Source organism: Klebsiella grimontii (assembly GCF_042137965.1).
Lineage (GTDB): Bacteria > Pseudomonadota > Gammaproteobacteria > Enterobacterales > Enterobacteriaceae > Klebsiella > Klebsiella grimontii.
Genome location: NZ_CP169721.1, coordinates 4,253,080 through 4,272,899, shown reverse-complemented (window position 1 = coordinate 4,272,899; position 19,820 = coordinate 4,253,080). Strand labels below are relative to the sequence as shown.

At 54.3% G+C, this 19,820-nt stretch carries 18 protein-coding genes and 1 tRNA gene; 10 read left to right on the top strand and 9 right to left on the bottom strand.

Going from position 1 to position 19,820, the window contains the following annotated elements:
• Positions 1-3: 3 nt before the first annotated feature.
• Complete coding sequence (allD, locus tag ACE3MN_RS20055) at positions 4-1,053, bottom strand: ureidoglycolate dehydrogenase (RefSeq protein ID WP_064342297.1); 1,050 nt, start codon at positions 1,051-1,053, stop codon at positions 4-6.
• Between the two features lie 315 nt (positions 1,054-1,368).
• Between allD and ACE3MN_RS20050 the strand changes: the two genes are divergently transcribed.
• From ACE3MN_RS20050 to ACE3MN_RS20035, 4 genes are read left to right on the top strand one after another with little or no spacing between them, the layout of a single operon-like run.
• Positions 1,369-3,036, top strand: a complete 1,668-nt coding sequence (locus ACE3MN_RS20050; protein WP_375364149.1) for an acyl-CoA synthetase FdrA — start codon at positions 1,369-1,371, stop codon at positions 3,034-3,036.
• A gap of 9 nt (positions 3,037-3,045) precedes the next feature.
• Positions 3,046-4,305, top strand: a complete 1,260-nt coding sequence (locus tag ACE3MN_RS20045; RefSeq protein ID WP_098066498.1) for a DUF1116 domain-containing protein — start codon at positions 3,046-3,048, stop codon at positions 4,303-4,305.
• 10 nt (positions 4,306-4,315) lie between these two features.
• Entirely contained in the window at positions 4,316-5,119 is an 804-nt protein-coding gene (locus ACE3MN_RS20040; protein WP_098066496.1) for a DUF2877 domain-containing protein, read from the top strand.
• Between the two features lie 9 nt (positions 5,120-5,128).
• A complete protein-coding gene (locus tag ACE3MN_RS20035) occupies positions 5,129-6,022 on the top strand; it encodes a carbamate kinase (RefSeq protein ID WP_024358991.1) in 894 nt (297 codons plus the stop codon).
• Between the two features lie 221 nt (positions 6,023-6,243).
• Here the strand turns inward: ACE3MN_RS20035 and purK are convergent, their stop codons facing one another.
• From purK to ppiB, 5 genes are all read right to left on the bottom strand, one after another.
• Positions 6,244-7,311 (bottom strand): 5-(carboxyamino)imidazole ribonucleotide synthase, encoded by a 1,068-nt coding sequence (gene purK, locus ACE3MN_RS20030; protein ID WP_024358990.1) that lies wholly within the window; start codon positions 7,309-7,311, stop codon positions 6,244-6,246.
• Positions 7,308-7,817 carry a 5-(carboxyamino)imidazole ribonucleotide mutase gene (gene purE, locus ACE3MN_RS20025; RefSeq protein ID WP_004137862.1) on the bottom strand — a complete coding sequence of 170 codons (510 nt, stop codon included), beginning with the start codon at positions 7,815-7,817 and terminating at the stop codon, positions 7,308-7,310. The genes purK and purE overlap by 4 nt, the downstream gene beginning before the upstream one ends.
• Before the next feature lie 96 nt (positions 7,818-7,913).
• Positions 7,914-8,243 (bottom strand): hypothetical protein, encoded by a 330-nt coding sequence (locus ACE3MN_RS20020; RefSeq protein ID WP_004137860.1) that lies wholly within the window; start codon positions 8,241-8,243, stop codon positions 7,914-7,916.
• A 106-nt stretch (positions 8,244-8,349) separates the two neighbouring features.
• Positions 8,350-9,072, bottom strand: coding sequence for a UDP-2,3-diacylglucosamine diphosphatase (lpxH, locus tag ACE3MN_RS20015; protein ID WP_024358989.1), 723 nt, complete (start codon positions 9,070-9,072; stop codon positions 8,350-8,352).
• A 3-nt stretch (positions 9,073-9,075) separates the two neighbouring features.
• The gene (ppiB, locus tag ACE3MN_RS20010; protein WP_004130079.1) at positions 9,076-9,570 is read right to left on the bottom strand and encodes a peptidylprolyl isomerase B; all 495 of its coding nucleotides are present in this window, start codon (positions 9,568-9,570) and stop codon (positions 9,076-9,078) included.
• A 175-nt stretch (positions 9,571-9,745) separates the two neighbouring features.
• Between ppiB and cysS the strand changes: the two genes are divergently transcribed.
• Entirely contained in the window at positions 9,746-11,131 is a 1,386-nt protein-coding gene (gene cysS, locus ACE3MN_RS20005; RefSeq protein ID WP_024358988.1) for a cysteine--tRNA ligase, read from the top strand.
• 137 nt (positions 11,132-11,268) lie between these two features.
• Here cysS and ybcJ read toward each other — a convergent pair whose 3' ends face one another.
• Positions 11,269-11,481, bottom strand: coding sequence for a ribosome-associated protein YbcJ (gene ybcJ, locus ACE3MN_RS20000; protein ID WP_004099787.1), 213 nt, complete (start codon positions 11,479-11,481; stop codon positions 11,269-11,271).
• 1 nt (position 11,482) lies between these two features.
• A complete protein-coding gene (gene folD, locus ACE3MN_RS19995) occupies positions 11,483-12,349 on the bottom strand; it encodes a bifunctional methylenetetrahydrofolate dehydrogenase/methenyltetrahydrofolate cyclohydrolase FolD (protein WP_004137856.1) in 867 nt (288 codons plus the stop codon).
• Between the two features lie 340 nt (positions 12,350-12,689).
• On the opposite strand from folD, the gene ACE3MN_RS19990 reads away from it, so the two are divergent.
• A tRNA-Arg gene (locus tag ACE3MN_RS19990) sits at positions 12,690-12,766 on the top strand.
• Between the two features lie 1,042 nt (positions 12,767-13,808).
• On the top strand, positions 13,809-14,105 hold the full coding sequence (locus ACE3MN_RS19985; protein WP_071991919.1) for a hypothetical protein: 297 nt from the start codon (positions 13,809-13,811) through the stop codon (positions 14,103-14,105).
• A gap of 115 nt (positions 14,106-14,220) precedes the next feature.
• Here ACE3MN_RS19985 and ACE3MN_RS19980 read toward each other — a convergent pair whose 3' ends face one another.
• Positions 14,221-16,395: an extracellular solute-binding protein gene (locus ACE3MN_RS19980; protein ID WP_024358920.1), complete on the bottom strand. Its 2,175-nt coding sequence runs from the start codon at positions 16,393-16,395 to the stop codon at positions 14,221-14,223.
• Between the two features lie 333 nt (positions 16,396-16,728).
• Here ACE3MN_RS19980 and ACE3MN_RS19975 point away from each other — a divergent pair, with 333 nt between their 5' ends.
• The 3 genes from ACE3MN_RS19975 to ACE3MN_RS19965 are packed head-to-tail and all read left to right on the top strand — an operon-like array spanning position 16,729 to position 19,546.
• Complete coding sequence (locus tag ACE3MN_RS19975) at positions 16,729-17,553, top strand: MBL fold metallo-hydrolase (protein ID WP_024358919.1); 825 nt, start codon at positions 16,729-16,731, stop codon at positions 17,551-17,553.
• A 12-nt stretch (positions 17,554-17,565) separates the two neighbouring features.
• A complete protein-coding gene (locus tag ACE3MN_RS19970) occupies positions 17,566-18,801 on the top strand; it encodes an MFS transporter (protein ID WP_024358918.1) in 1,236 nt (411 codons plus the stop codon).
• A 31-nt stretch (positions 18,802-18,832) separates the two neighbouring features.
• Positions 18,833-19,546, top strand: a complete 714-nt coding sequence (locus ACE3MN_RS19965) for an MgtC/SapB family protein (protein ID WP_004137852.1) — start codon at positions 18,833-18,835, stop codon at positions 19,544-19,546.
• Positions 19,547-19,820: the final 274 nt, after the last annotated feature.

The window sequence follows — 19,820 nt, the reverse complement described above, 5'->3', positions numbered from 1 at the left end:
AATTTATTGAGCAAAAGGGGAATGGGTTTCATAAGAGCGGTTATATAAAGCGTCAGAAACCAGATAGTCATAAATCTCATCAACGATTTCGATACCGTCCACCGCGCTGTTTTTCTCATTGATATCCAGGTTCTGCCCCGGGTAATAAACCTGGTTAAATCCGGGCGCTGGCGTAATGGCGTTTAATTCGCGCATGGTGTCGCTGATATGCTGGCGAAATAGCGTGCTGGAGGAGAAAAATTGCGGGTTGATAACGATATGTAGCTGGCCCAGCTCGCGTCCCTGGCTGAGGTTGTCGTACATCGAGCTGACCTGGCGACCAAAGGGCAGGTTGAGCAAAATGCCGGAGAGCACGTCGATCATCATCATCAGGCCGTAGCCTTTCGGACCGGCTGCCGGAAGCAGGGCGTGGACGGCAAAGGGGTCGCTGGTCGGCGCGCCGTTTTTATCCACCGCCCAGCTGTCGGGGATGGTTTCATGGCGCGAGCGGGCGTCGAGAATTTTCCCCCAGGCCTGCACGGTAGTCGCCATATCGAAGGTAATGATATCGTCGCCCTCGCCGGGGGCGGCGAAGGCCAGCGGGTTAGTGCCGTAATAGATTTCCGCGCCGCCGAAAGGCACGACCATCGGATCCGACTGACACAGCGAAAGCCCGATAAATCCGGCGCGGGCCGCCTGCCGGGAGAAGTAAGAGATCGCGCCGCTGTGGCCCATGCGCCGAATGCCGACCACGGCGACGCCGTTTTCCCGGGCAATCTCTATCGCGTGCTCCATGCCCATTTTGGCAGCGACCTGACCAGCGGCATTATCGGCATGCAAAATGCCGCTGCAGGGACCTGTTTTTTCAAAGGTAAAGTTGGGTTGACGGTTAGTTCCGCCTTTTGCAATACGTTCCGCATAATATTCAACGCGGACCGCGCCGTGCGAATGAATGCCTCTTGCATCGGCATAAACCAGCACATCGGCAATAATATCCGCGTGATTATGAGTAAGCCCTGCTTTGTTCAGCTTATTGGCAATAAGCTGATGAAGTGTTTCCCGACTGACTTTCATCTGTCTTCCTTTTAACGACGGTGTAGAGCCTGACTGACGATTAAAATACGGGGAAAATAAACTTAAATTGTGATCTGCATTGGTAAAAATAGTTAGTTAGATTTTATTTAATAATCACCGCGGGTTTATCAGAAGGGACCCGGTTAATCTATTCATTGAAAATTCCGGGCTAATGCCTTCGGCTTTATTTGAAAGCGTCTTGTAATAATTTCCATGTGATATGGCTCACGCCGCCGATAATTTTATCTCGTTAGCCTGATTGCAGATTATTCATGCTCATTCAATTGCAATGGGTGCAATTATTGGGGAGTTATTATGATCCATGCCTTTATAAAAAAGGGCTGTTTTCAGGATTCAGTCAGCTTAATGATTATTTCGCGTAAGCTGAGCGAGTCAGAAAATGTCGACGATGTTTCGGTGATGATGGGCACACCGGCAAATAAATCGCTGCTGGAAACCACCGGTTTCTGGCACGACGATTTTACCACCGCGACGCCGAATGATATTTGCGTGGCGATCCGTACCGATTGCGCCGATGCGTCGGTGGCGGAAATGATTATCGCCCGTCTTGATGAGGCCCTCGCCGCCCTGGCGCAGGGGAGCGGGCAGAGTCAGAGCCTTAGCGTGGTTCGCCGCTGGCAGAGCGCGACGCAAAAGCTGCCGCAGGCCAATATGGCCTTAATTTCGGTTGCCGGAGAGTACGCCGCGGAGCTGGCCCAGCAGGCGCTCAGCAGCGAGAAAAACGTGATGATCTTCTCCGATAACGTCACGCTGGAAGATGAAATCGCCCTGAAAACCCGCGCCCGCGACAAAGGGCTGCTGGTGATGGGGCCGGACTGCGGCACCGCCATGATTGCCGGAACCCCGCTGGCTTTCGCCAACGTCACGCCGGACGGCAACATTGGCGTGATTGGCGCATCCGGCACCGGTATTCAGGAGCTGGTCTCGCAAATCGTCCTTGGCGGGGAAGGGATAAGCCATGCGATTGGCCTCGGCGGGCGTGACCTGAGCGCCGAGGTGGGCGGCATCAGCGCGCAAACGGCGCTGGAAATGCTGACCCAGGACGGGCAGAGCCAGGTGCTGGCCTTTGTCTCGAAGCCGCCTGCTGAGATGGTGCGCCAGAAGGTGATTAGCGCCATGAAGCGCAGCGCTAAGCCGGTGGTGGCGCTGTTTCTCGGCTATGCGCCGCCCGCCGCCCGCGATGAAAACGTCTGGTTCGCCCGCACCCTGGATGAGGCCGGGCGCCTGGCCTGCCTGCTGGCGCGCGTCGCGCGTTACCAGCAAACCCTGAGCGCAGTCGCGGGCAAGCAAATTCGCGGTTTATACACCGGCGGCACGCTGGCTGCGGAATCCGCCGGGCTGCTCGCCGAGCGGCTGGGCATCACCCCTGACGCTCATCATCCGCAGGGCATGATGCTCAATGCGCAGGGCCATCAGGTTGTCGATCTCGGCGATGATTTTTACACCGTTGGCCGCCCGCATCCGATGATCGACCCCTCCCTGCGCAACCAACTGATTGCCGAACTGGGCGAGGAAAATCAGGTCGGCGTGCTGCTGCTGGACGTGGTGATTGGCTATGGCGCGACCGCCGATCCCGCCGAATCGCTGGTGGAAGCCTGCCTGCGGGCGTGGGCGGTGAGAGACGAGCGCCATCCGCTGCATATCATCGCCACGGTGACCGGCACCGAAAGCGACCCGCAGTGCCGTTCCCGGCAGATTGCTTCCCTCGAAGATGCGGGGATCGTGGTGGTCGATAGCCTCCCCGAAGCCACGCTGCTCGCCAGCGCGCTGATTAGCCCGCAGCGGATGGCGGAACTGGCCCCGCGCGCCAGCCTGCTGGAAGGCGTGGCGGTGATTAACGCTGGTCTGCGCAGCTTCGCGCTCGATTTACAGTCCGCCGGAACGCCGGTTGTCCACTATCAGTGGGCGCCGATCGCCGGGGGGAATAAGAAACAGGCTCGTTTATTAGAACGTTTGCAATAAGAGGTCTCTATGTTTACATCAGTGGCGCAGGCCAATGACGCAGTAATAGAACGAATTCGTAATGCACGTCCGCACTGGCTGGATGTGCAGCCAGCGGGTTCTTTAATCGGGGCGCTGAATCAGAACAAAACCCTGCTCCACGCCGGGCCGCCGATGCGCTGGCAGGAGATGACCGGCCCGATGAAAGGGGCCTGTATCGGCGCATGCTTATTCGAAGGCTGGGCGCAGGATGAAAAAACCGCCCACGCGATGCTGGAAGGCGGCGAGATTACCTTTATTCCCTGCCACCACGTTAACGCCGTTGGCCCGATGGGCGGGATAACCTCGCCGAATATGCCGATGCTGGTGGTGGAGAACATCGCCGAAGGCAACCGCGCCTATTGCAACCTGAATGAAGGGATTGGCAAGGTGATGCGTTTCGGCGCCTACGGTGAAGACGTGCAGCAGCGCCTGCGCTGGATGCGCGATGTGCTGATGCCGGTCCTCAGCGCGGCGCTGAAACAGATGGAACGCGGCATCGACCTGACCGCGATGATGGCCCAGGGCATCACCATGGGCGATGAGTTCCACCAGCGCAATATCGCCACCTCCGCGTTGCTGATGCGCACGCTGGCCCCTTATCTGGCGCGACTTAATCACGATAAGCAGCAGATTGCCGAGGTGATGGATTTCCTCGCCATTACCGATCAGTTCTTCCTCAACCTGGCGATGGCCTACTGTAAAGCGGCGATGGATTCCGGGGCGCAAATTCGCGCGGGCAGCATCGTCACCGCGATGACCCGCAACGGCAATATGTTCGGTATCCGCGTCAGCGGGCTGGGCGAGCGCTGGTTTACCGCGCCGGTCAACACCCCGCAGGGACTGTTCTTTACCGGCTTCTCTCAGGAGCAGGCCAACCCGGATATGGGCGACAGCGCCATTACCGAAACCTTCGGCATCGGCGGCGCAGCGATGATCGCCGCTCCCGGCGTCACGCGCTTTGTCGGCGCGGGCGGGATGGAGGCGGCGAAATCCGTTTCCGAGGAGATGGCGGAAATCTTCCTTGAACGCAATATGCAGCTGCAAATTCCGGGCTGGGATTTCCAGGGCGCCTGTCTGGGGCTGGATATTCGCCGGGTGGTGGAAACCGGGATTACGCCGCTGATCAACACCGGCATCGCTCACAAAGAGGCGGGGATCGGCCAGATTGGCGCCGGGACCGTCAGAGCGCCGCTGGCCTGCTTTGAGCTGGCGCTGGAAGCGCTGGCGGACGAGCTGGGCGTAAGCTAAGGAGCGCGCGATGCAGATTATCCGTCCGCTGACAGGCAGCGTTGATGCGCCGGACCATCGCCAGCCGTGGCGAACCGGCGGCCTCTGGCAGCGCACTATCAACCTCTATGTTGAAGGCGGCGCATTGCTGACGCTGCATCGTCATGGGCAGGGCATCAGTCCCGGCGGATGGGTATTACGTCATCGCGATTTTATCCGCCTGCATGGGGCGCTGCGGGCGGGCGCTCTGCCTGCGGCGGGCGAAAATGGCATTCAGGTTGATGACCTTTTGCTGTCGCCGCCGCGCAGACGCTGCTCCCTGCGGCCTTGCTATCAGCCCGCTGGCGCTCGCTTACCGAAAGCGCTGGTGGATCGCCCGGAAGAGACCGGGCTGTTCGGGCCGCTGTCGCAGGCGGTTCATCTACCACTGCATCCTGAATTGCGGCAATTACGCCACTGTTTTGCCTCAGCGCTGCGCGGGAACGCCGTTGACTGGCGGCTGTGGCTGGGAAAGGGGCCGGGCCTGACGCCGAGCCTGGACGATATGCTGATCGGCATGATGCTGGCGGCCTGGCGCGCGGGGCGGATGTTGCGCCACGGCGGGCAGGCTTTCTTTCGCGCATCCGGGGATCTGCACGCGGCGACGACCCAGGTGAGCGTCAACTATTTACGCTATGCCAGCGCGGGGCGCTTCGCCTCGCCGCTGCTGCATTTTTCTCACGCGCTTCAGCGCGGACGACGTATTGAACCCGCCGTCGAAGCCCTGCTGGCGATGGGCCACACCTCCGGCGCGGATACCCTGCTGGGATTCTGGCTGGCGCAACACATTATCTAAGGAAAAATCATGAAAACGCTGGTGGTTGCCCTCGGCGGCAACGCTTTATTGCAGCGCGGGGAAGCGCTGACCGTGGAAAATCAGTACCGCAATATTGATAGCGCGGTTCCGGCGCTGGCGCGTCTGGCGCAGAAGTACCGGCTGGCGATTGTTCACGGCAACGGGCCGCAGGTGGGCCTGCTGTCGCTGCAAAATCTGGCCTATGGCGATGTCGAACCTTACCCGCTGGACGTGCTGGTGGCGGAGAGCCAGGGGATGATTGGCTATATGCTGGCCCAGCGTCTGGCGCAGGAATCACAAATGCCGCCGGTCTCGACGGTGATGACGCGCATCGCGGTAGCCTCGAACGATCCGGCATTTTCGGCCCCGGAGAAGTTTATTGGTCCGGTTTACGAACCTGAGCTACAGGCGCAGCTTGAAGCCGAATACGGCTGGACGATGAAGCGTGACGGCAAATATCTGCGCCGGGTGGTTCCCTCGCCGACTCCGGTGAGGATTGAGGAGAGCGAGTCGATTGAACGCCTGCTGGGCGAAGGTCATGCGGTGATCTGCTGCGGCGGCGGGGGGATCCCGGTGCTGGAGTGCGGGCGCGGCGCGGAAGCGGTGATCGATAAAGACCTGGCCGCCGCGCTGCTGGCGGAGCAGATTAACGCCGATGGCCTGGTGATCCTCACCGACGCCGATGCGGTATATGAACACTGGGGGACGCCCATGCAGCGACCGATCCGCGAAGCGACGCCGGAAGAGCTCGAGCCTTTTGCCCGCAACGATGGCGCGATGGGGCCGAAAATCGCGGCGGTCAGCGGCTACGTGCGCCGTCGGGGCAAGCGGGCGTGGATTGGCGCGCTGTCGCGCATTGATGACACTCTGGCTGGACTTGCGGGAACGTGTATCAAGCCCTGATGCGTTGGTGAAACTTACCAGCGGCGCACACTGTGAAATATCGTGCGCTTTTCCCCCGGAGGGCGGCGCCTTGTGCGGGCTACGGGGGAGTGCTCTCTGGTAGCCCGGACAGATGCGCAGCGCCGCCTCCGGGAAAGTTCCAGAAGGAGACGGGCATCTGGCGGTTTTTGTAGCCCGGCTAAGGCGCAGCGCGCCGCGAGCCGGGATAATGGGGGGCTGGATTACGCCAGCTGCGCCTGCGCCCAGACGATGCCGCTGGCGTATTCCGGCGGCAGCAGCGGCTTCAACGCTTCCAGCGTCGCGCTCAGGCGGTCGGTATCGCTGTCGGTCAGGTTCAGGTGCCCGACTTTACGACCCGGACGCACCTCTTTGTCATACCAGTGCAGATGCACCAGCGGCAGTTTCAGCCAGTCATAGTTCAGATCGGTACCGATCAGGTTGATCATTACCGACGGGCTGTTTACCACCGGCGGCGGCAGGGGGAGATCGGTGATCGCCCGCAGATGCAGTTCGAACTGGCTAATCGACGCGCCGTTCTGCGTCCAGTGGCCGCTGTTGTGCACGCGCGGCGCCAGTTCGTTAATCAGCAGGCCATCGGCGGTGACGAAACACTCCATCGCCATTACGCCAACGTAGCCCAGCTCATTCATGATCGCCGTCAGCATCTGTTCCGCCTGCGCCTGCTGGCGGGCGTTGGCCTGCGGGAAAGCGACGCTGGCGCGTAAAATACCGTCCTGATGCAGGTTGCGGGTCAGCGGATAGAAGACCGTGCTGCCGTCCCGGGCGCGAGCGCCGACCAGCGACACTTCGCCAGAGAAGTTAATCCCCTGCTCGACGATACACTCGCCGTAGTTATCATCAGGCAGCTGCGCGATTTCGTTTTCCCGCAAACGCCACTGGCCGCGACCGTCGTAGCCGCCGACGCGGCGCTTAACGATAGCCAGCTCGCCGAGACGGGCGAATACCGCTGGCCATTCGTTTTTATCCGCCAGAAGCTGCCACGGCGCGGTAGCGAGCGCCAGCTTATCGAACAGCTGCTTTTGCGTCAGACGGTCGGCGATAATCGGGAAGACATCGCGGTTGACGAAGGCGGAATGACGCGCCAGTTCGCGGGTCAGCGCGGTTTCCGGCCAGCGTTCAATCTCTGCGGTAATCACGCTTTGCTGTACCGGCACCGCTTCCGGGTCGGCTTCCAGACCAACCGGCCAGACCGCAATACCCAGCGGCTCACCGGCCTGACGCAGCATTCGGCCTAGCTGGCCGTTGCCGAGGACGCACACCTGCTTCATGCCGCACCCCGCGGGTCCGGATTATCCAGCACTTCATCGGTTTGCGCCTGACGCCAGGCGCTGAGGCGCTGGAGGAGTTCAGCATCATGTTGGGCGAGGATCTGCGCCGCCAGCAGGGCGGCGTTGGCGGCTCCGGCTTTACCGATCGCCAGCGTGCCAACCGGGATACCGCGCGGCATCTGGACGATGGAGTAGAGACTGTCAACGCCGCTTAACGCTGCGCTCTGAACCGGCACGCCTAACACCGGCACCAGGGTTTTTGCCGCAATCATACCCGGCAGATGTGCCGCGCCGCCCGCACCGGCGATAATCACCTGATAACCGTTCTCTTGCGCGCCTTCGGCGAAGCTGAACAGTTTATCGGGCGTGCGGTGGGCGGAGACCACTTCGACATGGTACGGAACGTTCAGGGCATCAAGGATTTCTGCGGTAAACTGCATGGTAGCCCAGTCGCTTTTGGACCCCATCACGATGGCGATACGCGCCGAATTATTGCGGGAAGACATGCGTCTTAAAACTCCTGTGGGTGTGTTTCACACTGCTTTAGAGGCCACAGAGAATAGCATGAACTGACGGCAAGGAAAACGGTTGCGTACGCATGGCTAGCCGACTTTTGTCTCGTCGGTATTTGATGAAACGCGGCGGTTATGGGCGGCGGTCGCGCTGGCGAAAAAGGTAAAAATCAGCACCAGCCCCCAGGGCAGCATAAGAATACTCATAATCAGCATGTATACCTGCACAAAGCGCTCATCGTGCGGCCGTGTGCAGAGCAGATAAATCGCGTAAAAATAGAGAATCCATAATAAAATGGCGAACCAGACTACGCTCAGCGTTCCAAGATAGGTAAACGCCAGACCAAAAAAGCTGGCCATAATCGGGCCGATGACGGCGATGACCATTCCCCAAATCAGGGGCTGACTCCATTTTTGCATGCTCGTTCCTTGAGAGAGGTTTGCTGGAAAATTAACCTGGCGGGAGCAAGGAAAGACAGCAATTCAGTTGCCTGAGGGGATTTTTCGGAATAGTGCCTGCAGGCTATCAGAAAGGGAAATGAATCAGCTCGACGTCTTCTGGCGTGACTTTGACCATGGAACCTTCGCTGTGCCAGGCGCCGAGCACTACGCGATACGCGGTTTTGCCGTTGGCTTCCAGGGAATGGACGGCAGGGCGGTGCGTATGCCCGTGAATCAGCCACTGGACGTGATGTTTCTCCATGACGTCAACCACCGCCTGCGGATTGACATCCATAATCTCCATCGACTTGCTGCTGTTGGCCGCTTTGCTGTCGGCGCGCATTCTGGCGGCGATACGGCGGCGAATAAACAGCGGCAGGGCCAGAAACAGGCGCTGGATCAAGGGATTGTGGACTTTCGCGCGAAACGCCAGATAGCCCGCGTCGTCGGTGCAGAGGGTATCGCCGTGCATAATCAGCACTTTGCGCCCGTAGAGGTCGAGAAGCTTTTCTTCCGGCAGCAGGATCATGCCGCTTTCGCGGGCAAAGCGCTGACCGACGAGAAAATCGCGGTTGCCGTGGAGGAAGTAGCAGGGGACGCCGGACTCGGCTAACGCGTTGAGCGCAGCGGCAATTTGCCGATGCAGCGGGTTCGGATCGTCATCGCCGATCCAGGCTTCAAACAGGTCGCCGAGGATATACAGGGCGTCCGCCTGGCGGGCTTCCCCGTGTAAAAAACGCAGAAAACCGGCGGTAATCGCCGGTTCTTCCGTTTGCAGATGCAAATCCGCAATAAAAAGCGTCGCCACGAATTATTCGCTGACGGTAACGCTTTTGATCACAACATCTTCTTTCGGCACATCCTGGTGCATGCCGCTGCGGCCGGTGGATACCGCTTTGATCTTGTCGACTACGTCCATACCTTCAACCACTTCTGCGAATACGCAGTAGCCCCAACCCTGCAGGCTTTCGCCGGAGAAGTTCAGGAAGTCGTTATCGGCGACGTTGATGAAGAACTGCGCGGTCGCGGAGTGAGGCGCCTGAGTACGGGCCATCGCCAGCGTACCGCGGGTGTTTTTCAGACCGTTGTTCGCTTCGTTCTGAATGGGGGATTTGGTGGTTTTCTGATTCATGCCCGGCTCAAAACCGCCGCCCTGAATCATGAAGCCGTTGATAACGCGGTGGAAAATAGTGTTGTCGTAAAAACCTTCACGACAGTAGTCCAGGAAGTTTTTAACTGTTTCCGGCGCTTTGTCGTCAAACGTCTTGATTACGATATCGCCATGATTGGTGTGGAAAGTAACCATTTTTGCATCCTGTTCCGATGATTGTGGTGCCTGCACCCGGAGTCGGGTGAGATATAGGGGGCTGTTATAGCATAACCGCAGGATGCGATCACCTTGCATTGTGTGCTGATTCGGGTTTGAATTACGGGTAGAATACCCGGTTTTCAACCACACACGTGTTTACATGGAATCTTCGATGTTAAAAATCTTTAATACAATGACGCGCCAGAAAGAGGAATTTAAACCTATCCATGCCGGGGAAGTCGGCATGTACGTGTGTGGTATTACGGTTTACGATCTCTGTCACATTGGCCATGCTCGTACCTTTGTTGCCTTCGATGTGGTTTCGCGCTACCTGCGTTTCCTGGGGTACAAACTGAAATACGTGAGTAACATTACCGACATCGACGATAAAATCATCAAGCGCGCTAATGAGAACGGCGAGAGCTTTGTGGCGCTGGTCGATCGTATGATCGTCGAGATGCACAAAGATTTCGACGCCTTAAATATTCAGCGCCCGGATATGGAGCCGCGCGCTACCCACCATATTGCGGAAATCATTGAGATTACCGAGCAGCTGATCGCCAAAGGCCACGCATATGTCGCCGATAACGGCGATGTGATGTTCGACGTACCGACCGATCCGAACTACGGTCAGCTGTCGCGTCAGGATCTCGACCAGCTGCAGGCCGGCGCGCGCGTTGATGTTGTCGACGTCAAGCATAACCCGATGGACTTTGTGCTGTGGAAAATGTCGAAAGAGGGCGAGCCGAGCTGGCCGTCGCCGTGGGGCGCGGGCCGTCCGGGCTGGCACATTGAGTGCTCCGCGATGAACTGCAAGCAGCTGGGCAACCATTTTGATATACACGGCGGCGGGTCGGATCTGATGTTCCCGCACCATGAAAACGAAATCGCTCAGTCCACCTGCGCCCACGACGGCGAGTACGTGAATTACTGGATGCACTCCGGGATGGTAATGGTTGACCGCGAGAAAATGTCAAAATCGCTGGGCAACTTCTTCACCGTGCGCGACGTGCTGAAGTTCTATGACGCGGAGACCATCCGCTACTTCCTGATGTCCGGCCACTATCGCAGCCAGCTGAACTACAGCGAAGAGAACTTAAAGCAGGCGCGCTCCGCGCTGGAGCGTCTGTATACGGCGCTGCGCGGAACCGATAAAACCGCAGAGCCGTCCGGCGGCGAGGCGTTTGAAGCGCGCTTTATCGAAGCGATGGATGACGATTTCAACACCCCGGAAGCTTATTCGGTGCTGTTCGATATGGCCCGTGAGGTTAACCGCCTGAAAACCGAAGATGCCGCCGCGGCCAACGCGATGGCGGCGCATATGCGTAAGCTCTCTTCGGTGCTGGGTCTGCTGGAGCAGGAGCCGGACGCCTTCCTGCAGAGCGGCGCGCAGGCGGACGACGGCGAAGTGGCGGAAATCGAGTCTTTGATCCAGCAGCGTCTGGACGCGCGTAAAGCGAAAGACTGGGCGGCGGCGGATGCCGCGCGTGACCGTCTCAACGAGATGGGCATTGTGCTGGAAGATGGCCCGCAGGGTACCACCTGGCGCCGGAAGTAGTCTCATTCTCTCTTTTTGCCGGGGCTATCCCCGGCATTTTTTTGCCCATACTCAGGCCAGTGCATCAGGCGCTGACCATAGGGTCTAATTCCCGGATGGGGATAAATTTAAGGCGCCGGTTGCGGCGCCTTAACTTTTTACTCGGTAACGGTAACGCTCTGCCCTTCAAAGCTGACCGTTTGACCGGCGACGATTTTGCAACGCTTGCGGGTTTCGACCGCGCCGTCGACTTTGACCAGACCGTCGGCAATGGCGATTTTCGCCTGCGCGCCGCTTTCGCTCCAGCCTTCCAGCTTCAGCAGGTCGCAAAGCTCAACGTGCGGGTGTTTGCCTAAAGAAAAATTCGCCATCTCAGGCCTCCTGAATATCGTGATACTCTTCGCACGCCTGCAGCGTGTTCTGAATAAGGGTGGCTACGGTCATCGGGCCGACGCCGCCGGGAACCGGGGTGATGTACGACGCGCGCGCGGCGGCATCTTCATAGACCACATCGCCAACCACTTTGCCGTTTTCCAGGCGGTTAATCCCAACATCGATCACGATCGCGCCTTCTTTAATCCATTCGCCCGGAATAAAGCCCGGTTTACCGACAGCCACGATCAGCAGGTCGGCGTTTTCGACGTGATGACGCAGGTTTTTGGTAAAACGGTGAGTGACGGTGGTGGTGCAGCCAGCCAGCAGCAGCTCCATGCTCATCGGACGCCCAACGATGTTAGAAGCGCCAATGACTACCGCGTTCAGGCCGTAGGTATCGATATTGTAACGCTCAAGCAGCGTGACAATCCCGCGCGGGGTGCACGGACGCAGGCGCGGTGCGCGCTGGCACAGACGACCCACATTATACGGGTGGAAGCCGTCAACGTCTTTGTCCGGCGAAATGCGCTCGAGGACTTTGACATTATCAATGCCGGCGGGCAGCGGCAGCTGAACCAGGATGCCATCAATAGCCTCATCGGCATTCAGCGTGTCGATAAGTTCCAGCAGCTCCGCTTCGCTGGTGGTTTCCGGGAGATCGTACGAGCGGGAGACGAAGCCTACCTCTTCACACGCTTTGCGCTTGCTGCCGACATAAATCTGCGATGCCGGGTTGCTGCCGACCAGCACGACGGCTAACCCTGGAGCACGAAATCCGGCCGCAACGCGGGCCTTCACTTTTTCCGCAACCTCAGAGCGTACCTGCTGCGCAATCGTTTTACCGTCAATAATTTTTGCTGCCATCAGAGAGAGGATTCCATCTGTATCTTTACGAAAGGGGGATGGCGATATTTTGTCAGAAGCCAGCCCCGCTGTCAGTCTTCGTTTAAGATTTTATCTTGCTTTGACGCTGCGGTGGCCTAAAAATGGGCCTGACCGCGCCGCGAATAGCGCAAAAAGGAGCTCGAGAGCCGAAGAAAAGTTAATGTGCAGAAACATAAGGTTGGATAAACTTTATACTGCTTTTGCGGCATAAGCCGCCAGCCTGCACGGGCAAGCGCAGATTCGCGGCAAAATACATTGACTCATCAGGCGTGGACCGTATAATTCCGGCGATTGCACATCATGAAGCTCGCTTCTCAATGCGCCCTTAGCTCAGCTGGATAGAGCAACGGCCTTCTAAGCCGTAGGTCACAGGTTCGAACCCTGTAGGGCGTACCATTTTCTCGTTAAGAATCCTCTTTCCTTACCTTTTTACTTCCTGGAATTAGTGTTTTTCTTTTACTATCCCTATCGAAGTTGACGTAGGTCTAACCGAATCAGAGCTGCACATAAGCCTTTAAAGGGCTCATTTCGTTCCTGGGAGGATGAGGGACTCATAGCCCTCAATCTACCAAAGAAAGAAACGGCAGAGCCAAAAGAGAGATAATACATACTCATTAATGGCGGCAGATTGTATCAATTAGCTACAGCAGTAGGCCTTACGATGATTGAGAGATACCTGGTAAAATAAGCAGATATACTTTAAAATATTTGCGTTAATATATTCATTATTGAATCACACAATATGTCGGGTCGGATCATATAATTGAAGGTGAGCTGAGTGATATAATCGATTTGCTGAATAATTTAATTTGTGATGAAAATTTTTTAACACGCACAGAACGCCTTGATTTGGTCCGGGCTATTGCCGCCATCGGGGCGATAAAAGACGTGTTGCTATACTTTCTCCACAAAAATCCTCGTCGGTTAAAAAGAGTGAAGAAAAGAAAGAAAAGGTTATCGAGCCACGTTTTCCAAACGCTGGCATAGCCTGGAATGACAATGATGAGTCCATCCTACGGGAAGTATTAGACCCTATTCCAACGGAGAAAATAGGCGATCATCTCTTCTGGCTGGCCGAAAAGCTTGGGCGTATTCCTTATAGTATGGCTTGTAAGATAGCTCAGGTGAAAAATTACCTGCTGAATGGAAAGATAGCTTCCGTAAAATTTCAGCTCGGATTCGCGATTCGAAAAATGACGTTCAGCGAATATATTCAAGCTAAAGGTAATGAATAAGCACGGAATAAGATTCGAGCCTTTATGGCCTTATGGCACTTTTGTGTCAAGGATCTGCGAGCAACCTGCAGGTAGGCATAACGATTTCTTGTGACACTACCAAAAAATACTTTCAGAGATATTCGGCACTATTGAGAAAGATCAATATGTTTTTTCCTTCTGCCGGGTAATTTGAGTTGTCCTTTCTCACGAGAGCAATCTTTATGGCCGTTAAACGACTCGGTACCGCCGTGTTAGTATTACTGTGTGCTTTTATAGCCAGCGCTGCTGCCGCTAAAGCACCGCAATTAAATAATGATCAAGTTAAGCAGCAAATTATTGAGGCTTCTATTGCTTCTTATCCTGGCGTTTGCGCTTGTCCGTTTAATCGGGCGAGAAACGGCAGTTCCTGTGGCAGGCGCAGCGCCTGGAGTAAAGCAGGAGGTTATGCGCCAGTTTGTTATAAGAAAGAAGTCACTCAAGAGATGATTAAACGCTGGCGTCAATCCCAAAAAATATAGATATTTATCCCCGCTGGGAACGCAACGTTACCTTGCTCTTGGACCTGGTTTCGGAGAGTCTGGCAACACGCAGACTCTCTGAGAAAAGGGCAGAGGCTCGCTCGTTTTCCCGGCCTCAGGCGCCGGTTTCATTTTTTATTCGCCTGTTAATGTATTCCACGGCCTGAGAGACATCCATAATCCCATTAATCGCGTTAGTCACACCCTGGCCGATAATAATTTCTGCCTGGCGCAGGTTGAAGGGCTTACCCTGCGTTCCCTGCGACTCTCTTATCCCGACCATGCCCTTTTCATTCAATAAATTAAACCATGGATAGAGGTTCAGGACGTTCTGATCGTGACAAATTCCTGACCAGGCGCAATTTCCTCCGAGCAGAACCAGATGACGCGCAATTTCATCGGAATAAAGCCAGCTGAAGAACTGCTCAACCTGTTTTTTCTTTTTGCTGTAGCGGGACATCCCAATGGATCCCCCTCCCAACTGTGGAAGCTGTCCCGGGACTGAAGCATAGCCGATAGTGGGGGCGATAGGGCTATGCGCGACGTCGTTGAACAAATTGAGATACATGATCAACATGGCGAGGTTGCCGCGCTCAAACTGCTTAACGGCGTCACTCCACCATTCTCCTGAGAGATTCACGGCGACGGAGAGCTGTTGCAGGTATTGTTCAAGCGCCGTAGCGGCAAGCGAAGTCTCCAGTTGAACCGGTTCGCCTTCGCAAACCAGACGTCCGCCGAGCGCGTAGTAACGCAGTAGATATTCCGTGGCGATAAGCCCTGAGCTGCCTAAGGTCACCGCCGTGCCCATCGGGCGCAGCCTGTTATCCGGCTGATGCAGGCGACTGAAGAAAGCCGCTAACTCATCAAATTGCGCAAAGTTTTTGGGTAGCGTCAACTCTTTGCCCGTCGTTTCGTAGAACATCCGTTTTAACGTCGCATCTTCAAAGAGATCGCGTCGGTAAAACAGAAGCTGCATACTGGCATCAAAGGGGATGGCCCACGCGGTGCCATTCACTATGCTGAAGTGCTGTCGAATCTGGTCAGAAAAATGAGTCAGCAGCTGCGGCAGCGCAGGGGAAATCGACTCCAGCGGCAATAACGCTTTTTCTGCAAACCAGGGAAAACAGGCCATATCGATGCGCAGGAGATCGTAATAAGGATGCAGATGAAGATGGGAAAGAATTTCAAACACTTCATCATAAGGATAAACCGCAAGATTTACCTTGATACCGGTCTGACGATAAAAGTGAGGTAACAGCTTTTTCAGCGCATCGGTTGAGGGGCTGGGCAAAATTAACATATTCAGCGTCGCCTCGGTCTCAGGCGGCTGGACGGATTGGCCATCTAATGAAAATCCGCTATTTGTCAGAATTCGATGCGTTACCTGTTTTTTAGGCTGGCAAATATGGGAAGCGATGGCGGTACCCAGGCGACCATAGTCCATCTGGTAGTTTGTGACGCCGTCGAAGGCTGCCGGAAGATTATCACTCAACTGCAGTATCGGCGGACAGGGCTGCGCGCTACCAAACCAGGCTGCCTGCGTCACGGCTCGCGTTTTATCACTATCCTGAGTGATGAAAATATCGGGGGGAACCCCGCGGAAAAAATCAAACGCTACGGTGTTAGACTCGCCCGCCTGCGAGGATAACACGGTGAGCTTAGCCTGCGGACTGACTGTCCGGCAGGTCTCCTGTATCGCCTGAATAAAACATGCGCTATGAGCATATTCAAGGGGTTCGCAGAAGATACCGATATGGCCCGGCCGCTGCGCGAGCGCTCTTCTCGCAAGGTGTTCACCCGCAGTGACGTAATCGAGGCTGAAATAGTTGTCAGCTCCGGTAGGTTGCCGGTATGCAAAAAGGATCTGTTCCGCGGGCAGCTTGAGCATTTCATAATAAGGTTGGCTATTGCTCAGGCAGCTGACGGTAACAATGGTCTGGTAAGATTTTGCCGCCAGCGTTTGCAGAATCTCCAGTTCCAGGTTGGGCAGATCGTTGGTCAGGTAAAGATCCAGCGGTTCGCTTAATGATGGCTGACAGACCTGATTTAAGCCCCGGTAAAGCTGGTAATACTGCTCCGCATTAATGTCTGGCAGCAGTAGCGCCACCCCTTGGCTTTTACTGGCTCTTAACGATTGCGCCTGAGCATTTAACTGATAGCCCACTTCCTTAGCCGCTCGTTGAACCGCTTCAATCTTCTCAACGCTGACATTTCCTCTGCCATTAAGTACGTTCGAGACAGTGCCGTGTGATACACCGGCTAGCTTTGCTATGTCTTTGATTGTCGGCATATTTTAATCCTTACCCTCATACGTTGATGCTAGCACGGCATACATCTGAAAACTATCGTTGCCGGTATTATTTGAACGTTACAAAATAAATTTGTGTGATTTATAGACATTAAGAATATTAATCTTTTCTCGCTTGAGATGATTAACCATATGGTAATAATGGCAATTTATTGAAATTTAAGATGAATTAAGTAAGTTTTTGAAGGAGATCACTTCTGGGGTAAAAGATTGTTGTTCCGGTTAAATGGCAGAATCATAATTGACACGTTCCAATTACGTTTGATTACATTTCTGATGATAAAAACAGCAACCTGTTAGTGATAAGAGGAAATCATGAAGATCCATTTTCTGGGAACGGCAGCGTCTGAAGGGATACCTAACCCGTTTTGCCGCTGCGAGCACTGTCAGCAAGCCCGTATACGTAAGGGAAAAGACATTCGTACACACTCTTCCGCGATTATTGATGATCAACTGTTGATTGACGTCGCGCCGGAATTTAGCCAGCAGCTGCTGCGCGACGGCATGGACGCAACTGAAATCAGGTCGCTTCTGTTTACCCATACTCATCCCGATCATTTCAACGTCGGCGATCTTTTCAGCCGAATGGAGGGTTACGGATTTGAGATTAACCATCCGCTGAATATCTTTGGTAACGATCGTGCGATTAACGGTGCGGCAGAGGTTTTGCCGGGCTATAGCGCAGAGCGCTTTGCCTTTCATTGCCTGGTGCCCTTCGTCACCGTAGAAACCCGTGGTTATCGGATAACTCCGCTGCTGGCTAACCATGCTAAATGGGAGCTTTGTTATACCTGGTTTATCGAAAAAGAGGGCCAGTCAATTTTTTACGGTCATGACTCTGGCTGGTTTCCTGAGCTCACCTGGCAGTGGCTGGAAGGTAAAAAAATCGATCTGGCCGTTCTGGAGTGTACTTACGGCTTTAATGGAGAAAACCGTACCAATAACCATATGAGTCTGGAAACGGTGTTCGCTGCCAGAGACAGACTGGCGGAACTGGGCTGCCTGAAGAAAACAAGTCAACTTGTCGTCTCGCATATTTCACACAGCGGCGGTCTCCTGCACGATGAGCTAGTAGCAGCATGTGAAAAAGAGAACATTCTTGTCGCCTGGGACGGGCTTAACCTGAGCATTAACCAATAAAGGATATGCAATATGGACCTTAATAAAACACCACGCCTGTTAATTATGATGTTCATACAGTACTTTATGCAGGGCGCCTGGAATATGACCATGGGGCTGGTATTAAGTACCTATGGAATGGCGACCATAATCGGCTCATCCTATGCCTTGCTCGGATTAGCGACAATTATTTCACCGTTATTTATTGGTATGGTGGCCGATCGCTTCTTTGCATCACAAAAGGTCATGGCGATCCTGCACTTAGTCAATGCTGGCGTTCTGCTGTTTGTTCCGCAATTTATTGAAGCACAAAATACCGGCATGACGCTGACCATGATTTTCCTGGTCGGTCTGCTGTTTTATCCGACAACGGCGCTGGCTAACAGTATCAGTTTCAGCCATATCAATGGGGTTAAATATTTCCCATTCATCCGCGTTTTTGGCACCTTCGGCTTTATGGCAATCGGCTTTATCATTGGTGAAATGGGATATTCCGGCAACACAGTTACCTGGTATATTGCGGCAGCTTCCGGCGCCGTCCTGGGCTTATATTGCTTCACATTGCCGAATACGCCGCCAAAAGCAAAAGGAAACGCTTTTGCGCTGCGCGATCTGTTATGTCTCGATGCTCTGGCACTCTTCAAAGATCGTAGCTTCAGCGTGCTGATGCTGAGTATCTTTGTCTTAATGATCCCCAAAACTGCATATTCCGCCTATATTCCGGTCTTTTTAAAAGCGCTGGGGTTCGATAATGCCGCATCAATGATGCAGATCGGGATTGCCTGCGAAGTGATTTTTATGTTCCTGCTGTCGTTCTTCTTACTAAAAGCCGGCTTTAAAATCACGCTGATGCTGGGGGCCGTTTGCTGGATCATCCGCACGCTGTTGTTTGCTCATGCCTCGCTGGATGCCAACATGATGTTTGTGCTGATCGGCCTGATGTTACAGGGATTCTGCTGGGACTTTTTCTTTACCGTCGGCGATATTTATGTTGACCGCAAAGCCGCGCCAGAGATCAAAGCGCAGGCGCAAAGCTTGAGATTTATCGTCTCCAACGGCGTCGGGCTGCTGTTTGCTTCTACCGTTTGCGGGCAGATTTTTAACACTACCGTGACTGAGCAAGGGCCGGAAGCGTTACCGCAATGGGAAACATTCTGGTTAGTTTCAGCCGGTGTGGCCGCGGTAGTGAGCGTCTTCTTCCTGATTTTCTTCCGCGACGATCTGTCAAAACGCAAAACGGATCTCGAATTGAAGAAAGCGAATTCCTGATTGATAACGGATCTTTCATTAAGGTAAAGATATGAATAATCTGGCCGCCACGATCGTCGATCACGGATGGTTTCCGTTATTGACCATCGTCAAAATCAGCATTGCGTTTATTCTGGGAGGCATCATTGGCCTGGAAAGAGAATCGAAAGGGAAACCTGTCGGATTCAAAACCTGTGTCATTTTATCTGTCGCCAGCTGTGTGTTAACCATCGTTTCAATACAGTCGGCGGAATACTATGCTGAAATTTCGATGAACATCCGTAGCGATCCGATGCGCCTGGCGGCCCAGATTATCAGCGGCGTCGGTTTTCTGGGGGCGGGAGTGATTCTACATCGCCACGACGATGCTATTTCAGGCCTGACGACGGCGGCCATTGTCTGGGCATCAGCCGGGATTGGAATTACCTGCGGCGCCGGTTTTTATTTTCATGCTTTTTTCGCCACGGGTTTGTTCTTATTGGCGATAAAATTAAGCCCATTCATTATATTCCTGCAAACTAAAAATCAGTTCCCTGGAAAAGTGAAAGTACGGGTGGTTCTTGATGAACGAGGGGCCCTTGAAAAGCTGATAAGCCGTATTCATCAGCAAAAAAATATTATCGAGAATATTACGATTAGAGACATTAAAAAGGGAAAGATTGAGGTTAATTTAAAAATGGTTGTTCGCCAGAAAATGACCTTACCTGACTTATACCACGATCTGTCTCATGTTGAGCATGTCTACGCGCTCGCTCTTGAACATTGATTAGTATAAAAATGTGGATTATGTGGCCGCTTGTTCTCTTTTATGTTGGCGGTACCAATACACCCGATATCGGGTGTATTGGTAAGCGTAATGATAGTGAAAATGAAGAATTAAAATGATTAATGATATAATTTAGCGTCAGCCCAGGACTTTACAATTCTCTGATGATGATTTCCTCAAGTTGTTCGATGCTTATCTTCCTAATTTGTTCACATGAGAGAGATGGTCTGATAAGCCGGAGATGCATACTGTCGTTAACAATTATTATCAATGG

What these genes read in the sequence shown, in the direction of transcription:
- allD (WP_064342297.1), bottom strand. Translation starts at nt 1,053, where the DNA reads ATGAAAGTCAGTCGGGAAACACTTCATCAGCTTATTGCCAATAAGCTG.
- ACE3MN_RS20050 (WP_375364149.1), top strand. Translation starts at nt 1,369, where the DNA reads ATGATCCATGCCTTTATAAAAAAGGGCTGTTTTCAGGATTCAGTCAGC.
- ACE3MN_RS20045 (WP_098066498.1), top strand. Translation starts at nt 3,046, where the DNA reads ATGTTTACATCAGTGGCGCAGGCCAATGACGCAGTAATAGAACGAATT.
- ACE3MN_RS20040 (WP_098066496.1), top strand. Translation starts at nt 4,316, where the DNA reads ATGCAGATTATCCGTCCGCTGACAGGCAGCGTTGATGCGCCGGACCAT.
- ACE3MN_RS20035 (WP_024358991.1), top strand. Translation starts at nt 5,129, where the DNA reads ATGAAAACGCTGGTGGTTGCCCTCGGCGGCAACGCTTTATTGCAGCGC.
- purK (WP_024358990.1), bottom strand. Translation starts at nt 7,311, where the DNA reads ATGAAGCAGGTGTGCGTCCTCGGCAACGGCCAGCTAGGCCGAATGCTG.
- purE (WP_004137862.1), bottom strand. Translation starts at nt 7,817, where the DNA reads ATGTCTTCCCGCAATAATTCGGCGCGTATCGCCATCGTGATGGGGTCC.
- ACE3MN_RS20020 (WP_004137860.1), bottom strand. Translation starts at nt 8,243, where the DNA reads ATGCAAAAATGGAGTCAGCCCCTGATTTGGGGAATGGTCATCGCCGTC.
- ppiB (WP_004130079.1), bottom strand. Translation starts at nt 9,570, where the DNA reads ATGGTTACTTTCCACACCAATCATGGCGATATCGTAATCAAGACGTTT.
- cysS (WP_024358988.1), top strand. Translation starts at nt 9,746, where the DNA reads ATGTTAAAAATCTTTAATACAATGACGCGCCAGAAAGAGGAATTTAAA.
- ybcJ (WP_004099787.1), bottom strand. Translation starts at nt 11,481, where the DNA reads ATGGCGAATTTTTCTTTAGGCAAACACCCGCACGTTGAGCTTTGCGAC.
- folD (WP_004137856.1), bottom strand. Translation starts at nt 12,349, where the DNA reads ATGGCAGCAAAAATTATTGACGGTAAAACGATTGCGCAGCAGGTACGC.
- ACE3MN_RS19985 (WP_071991919.1), top strand. Translation starts at nt 13,809, where the DNA reads ATGGCCGTTAAACGACTCGGTACCGCCGTGTTAGTATTACTGTGTGCT.
- ACE3MN_RS19980 (WP_024358920.1), bottom strand. Translation starts at nt 16,395, where the DNA reads ATGCCGACAATCAAAGACATAGCAAAGCTAGCCGGTGTATCACACGGC.
- ACE3MN_RS19975 (WP_024358919.1), top strand. Translation starts at nt 16,729, where the DNA reads ATGAAGATCCATTTTCTGGGAACGGCAGCGTCTGAAGGGATACCTAAC.
- ACE3MN_RS19970 (WP_024358918.1), top strand. Translation starts at nt 17,566, where the DNA reads ATGGACCTTAATAAAACACCACGCCTGTTAATTATGATGTTCATACAG.
- ACE3MN_RS19965 (WP_004137852.1), top strand. Translation starts at nt 18,833, where the DNA reads ATGAATAATCTGGCCGCCACGATCGTCGATCACGGATGGTTTCCGTTA.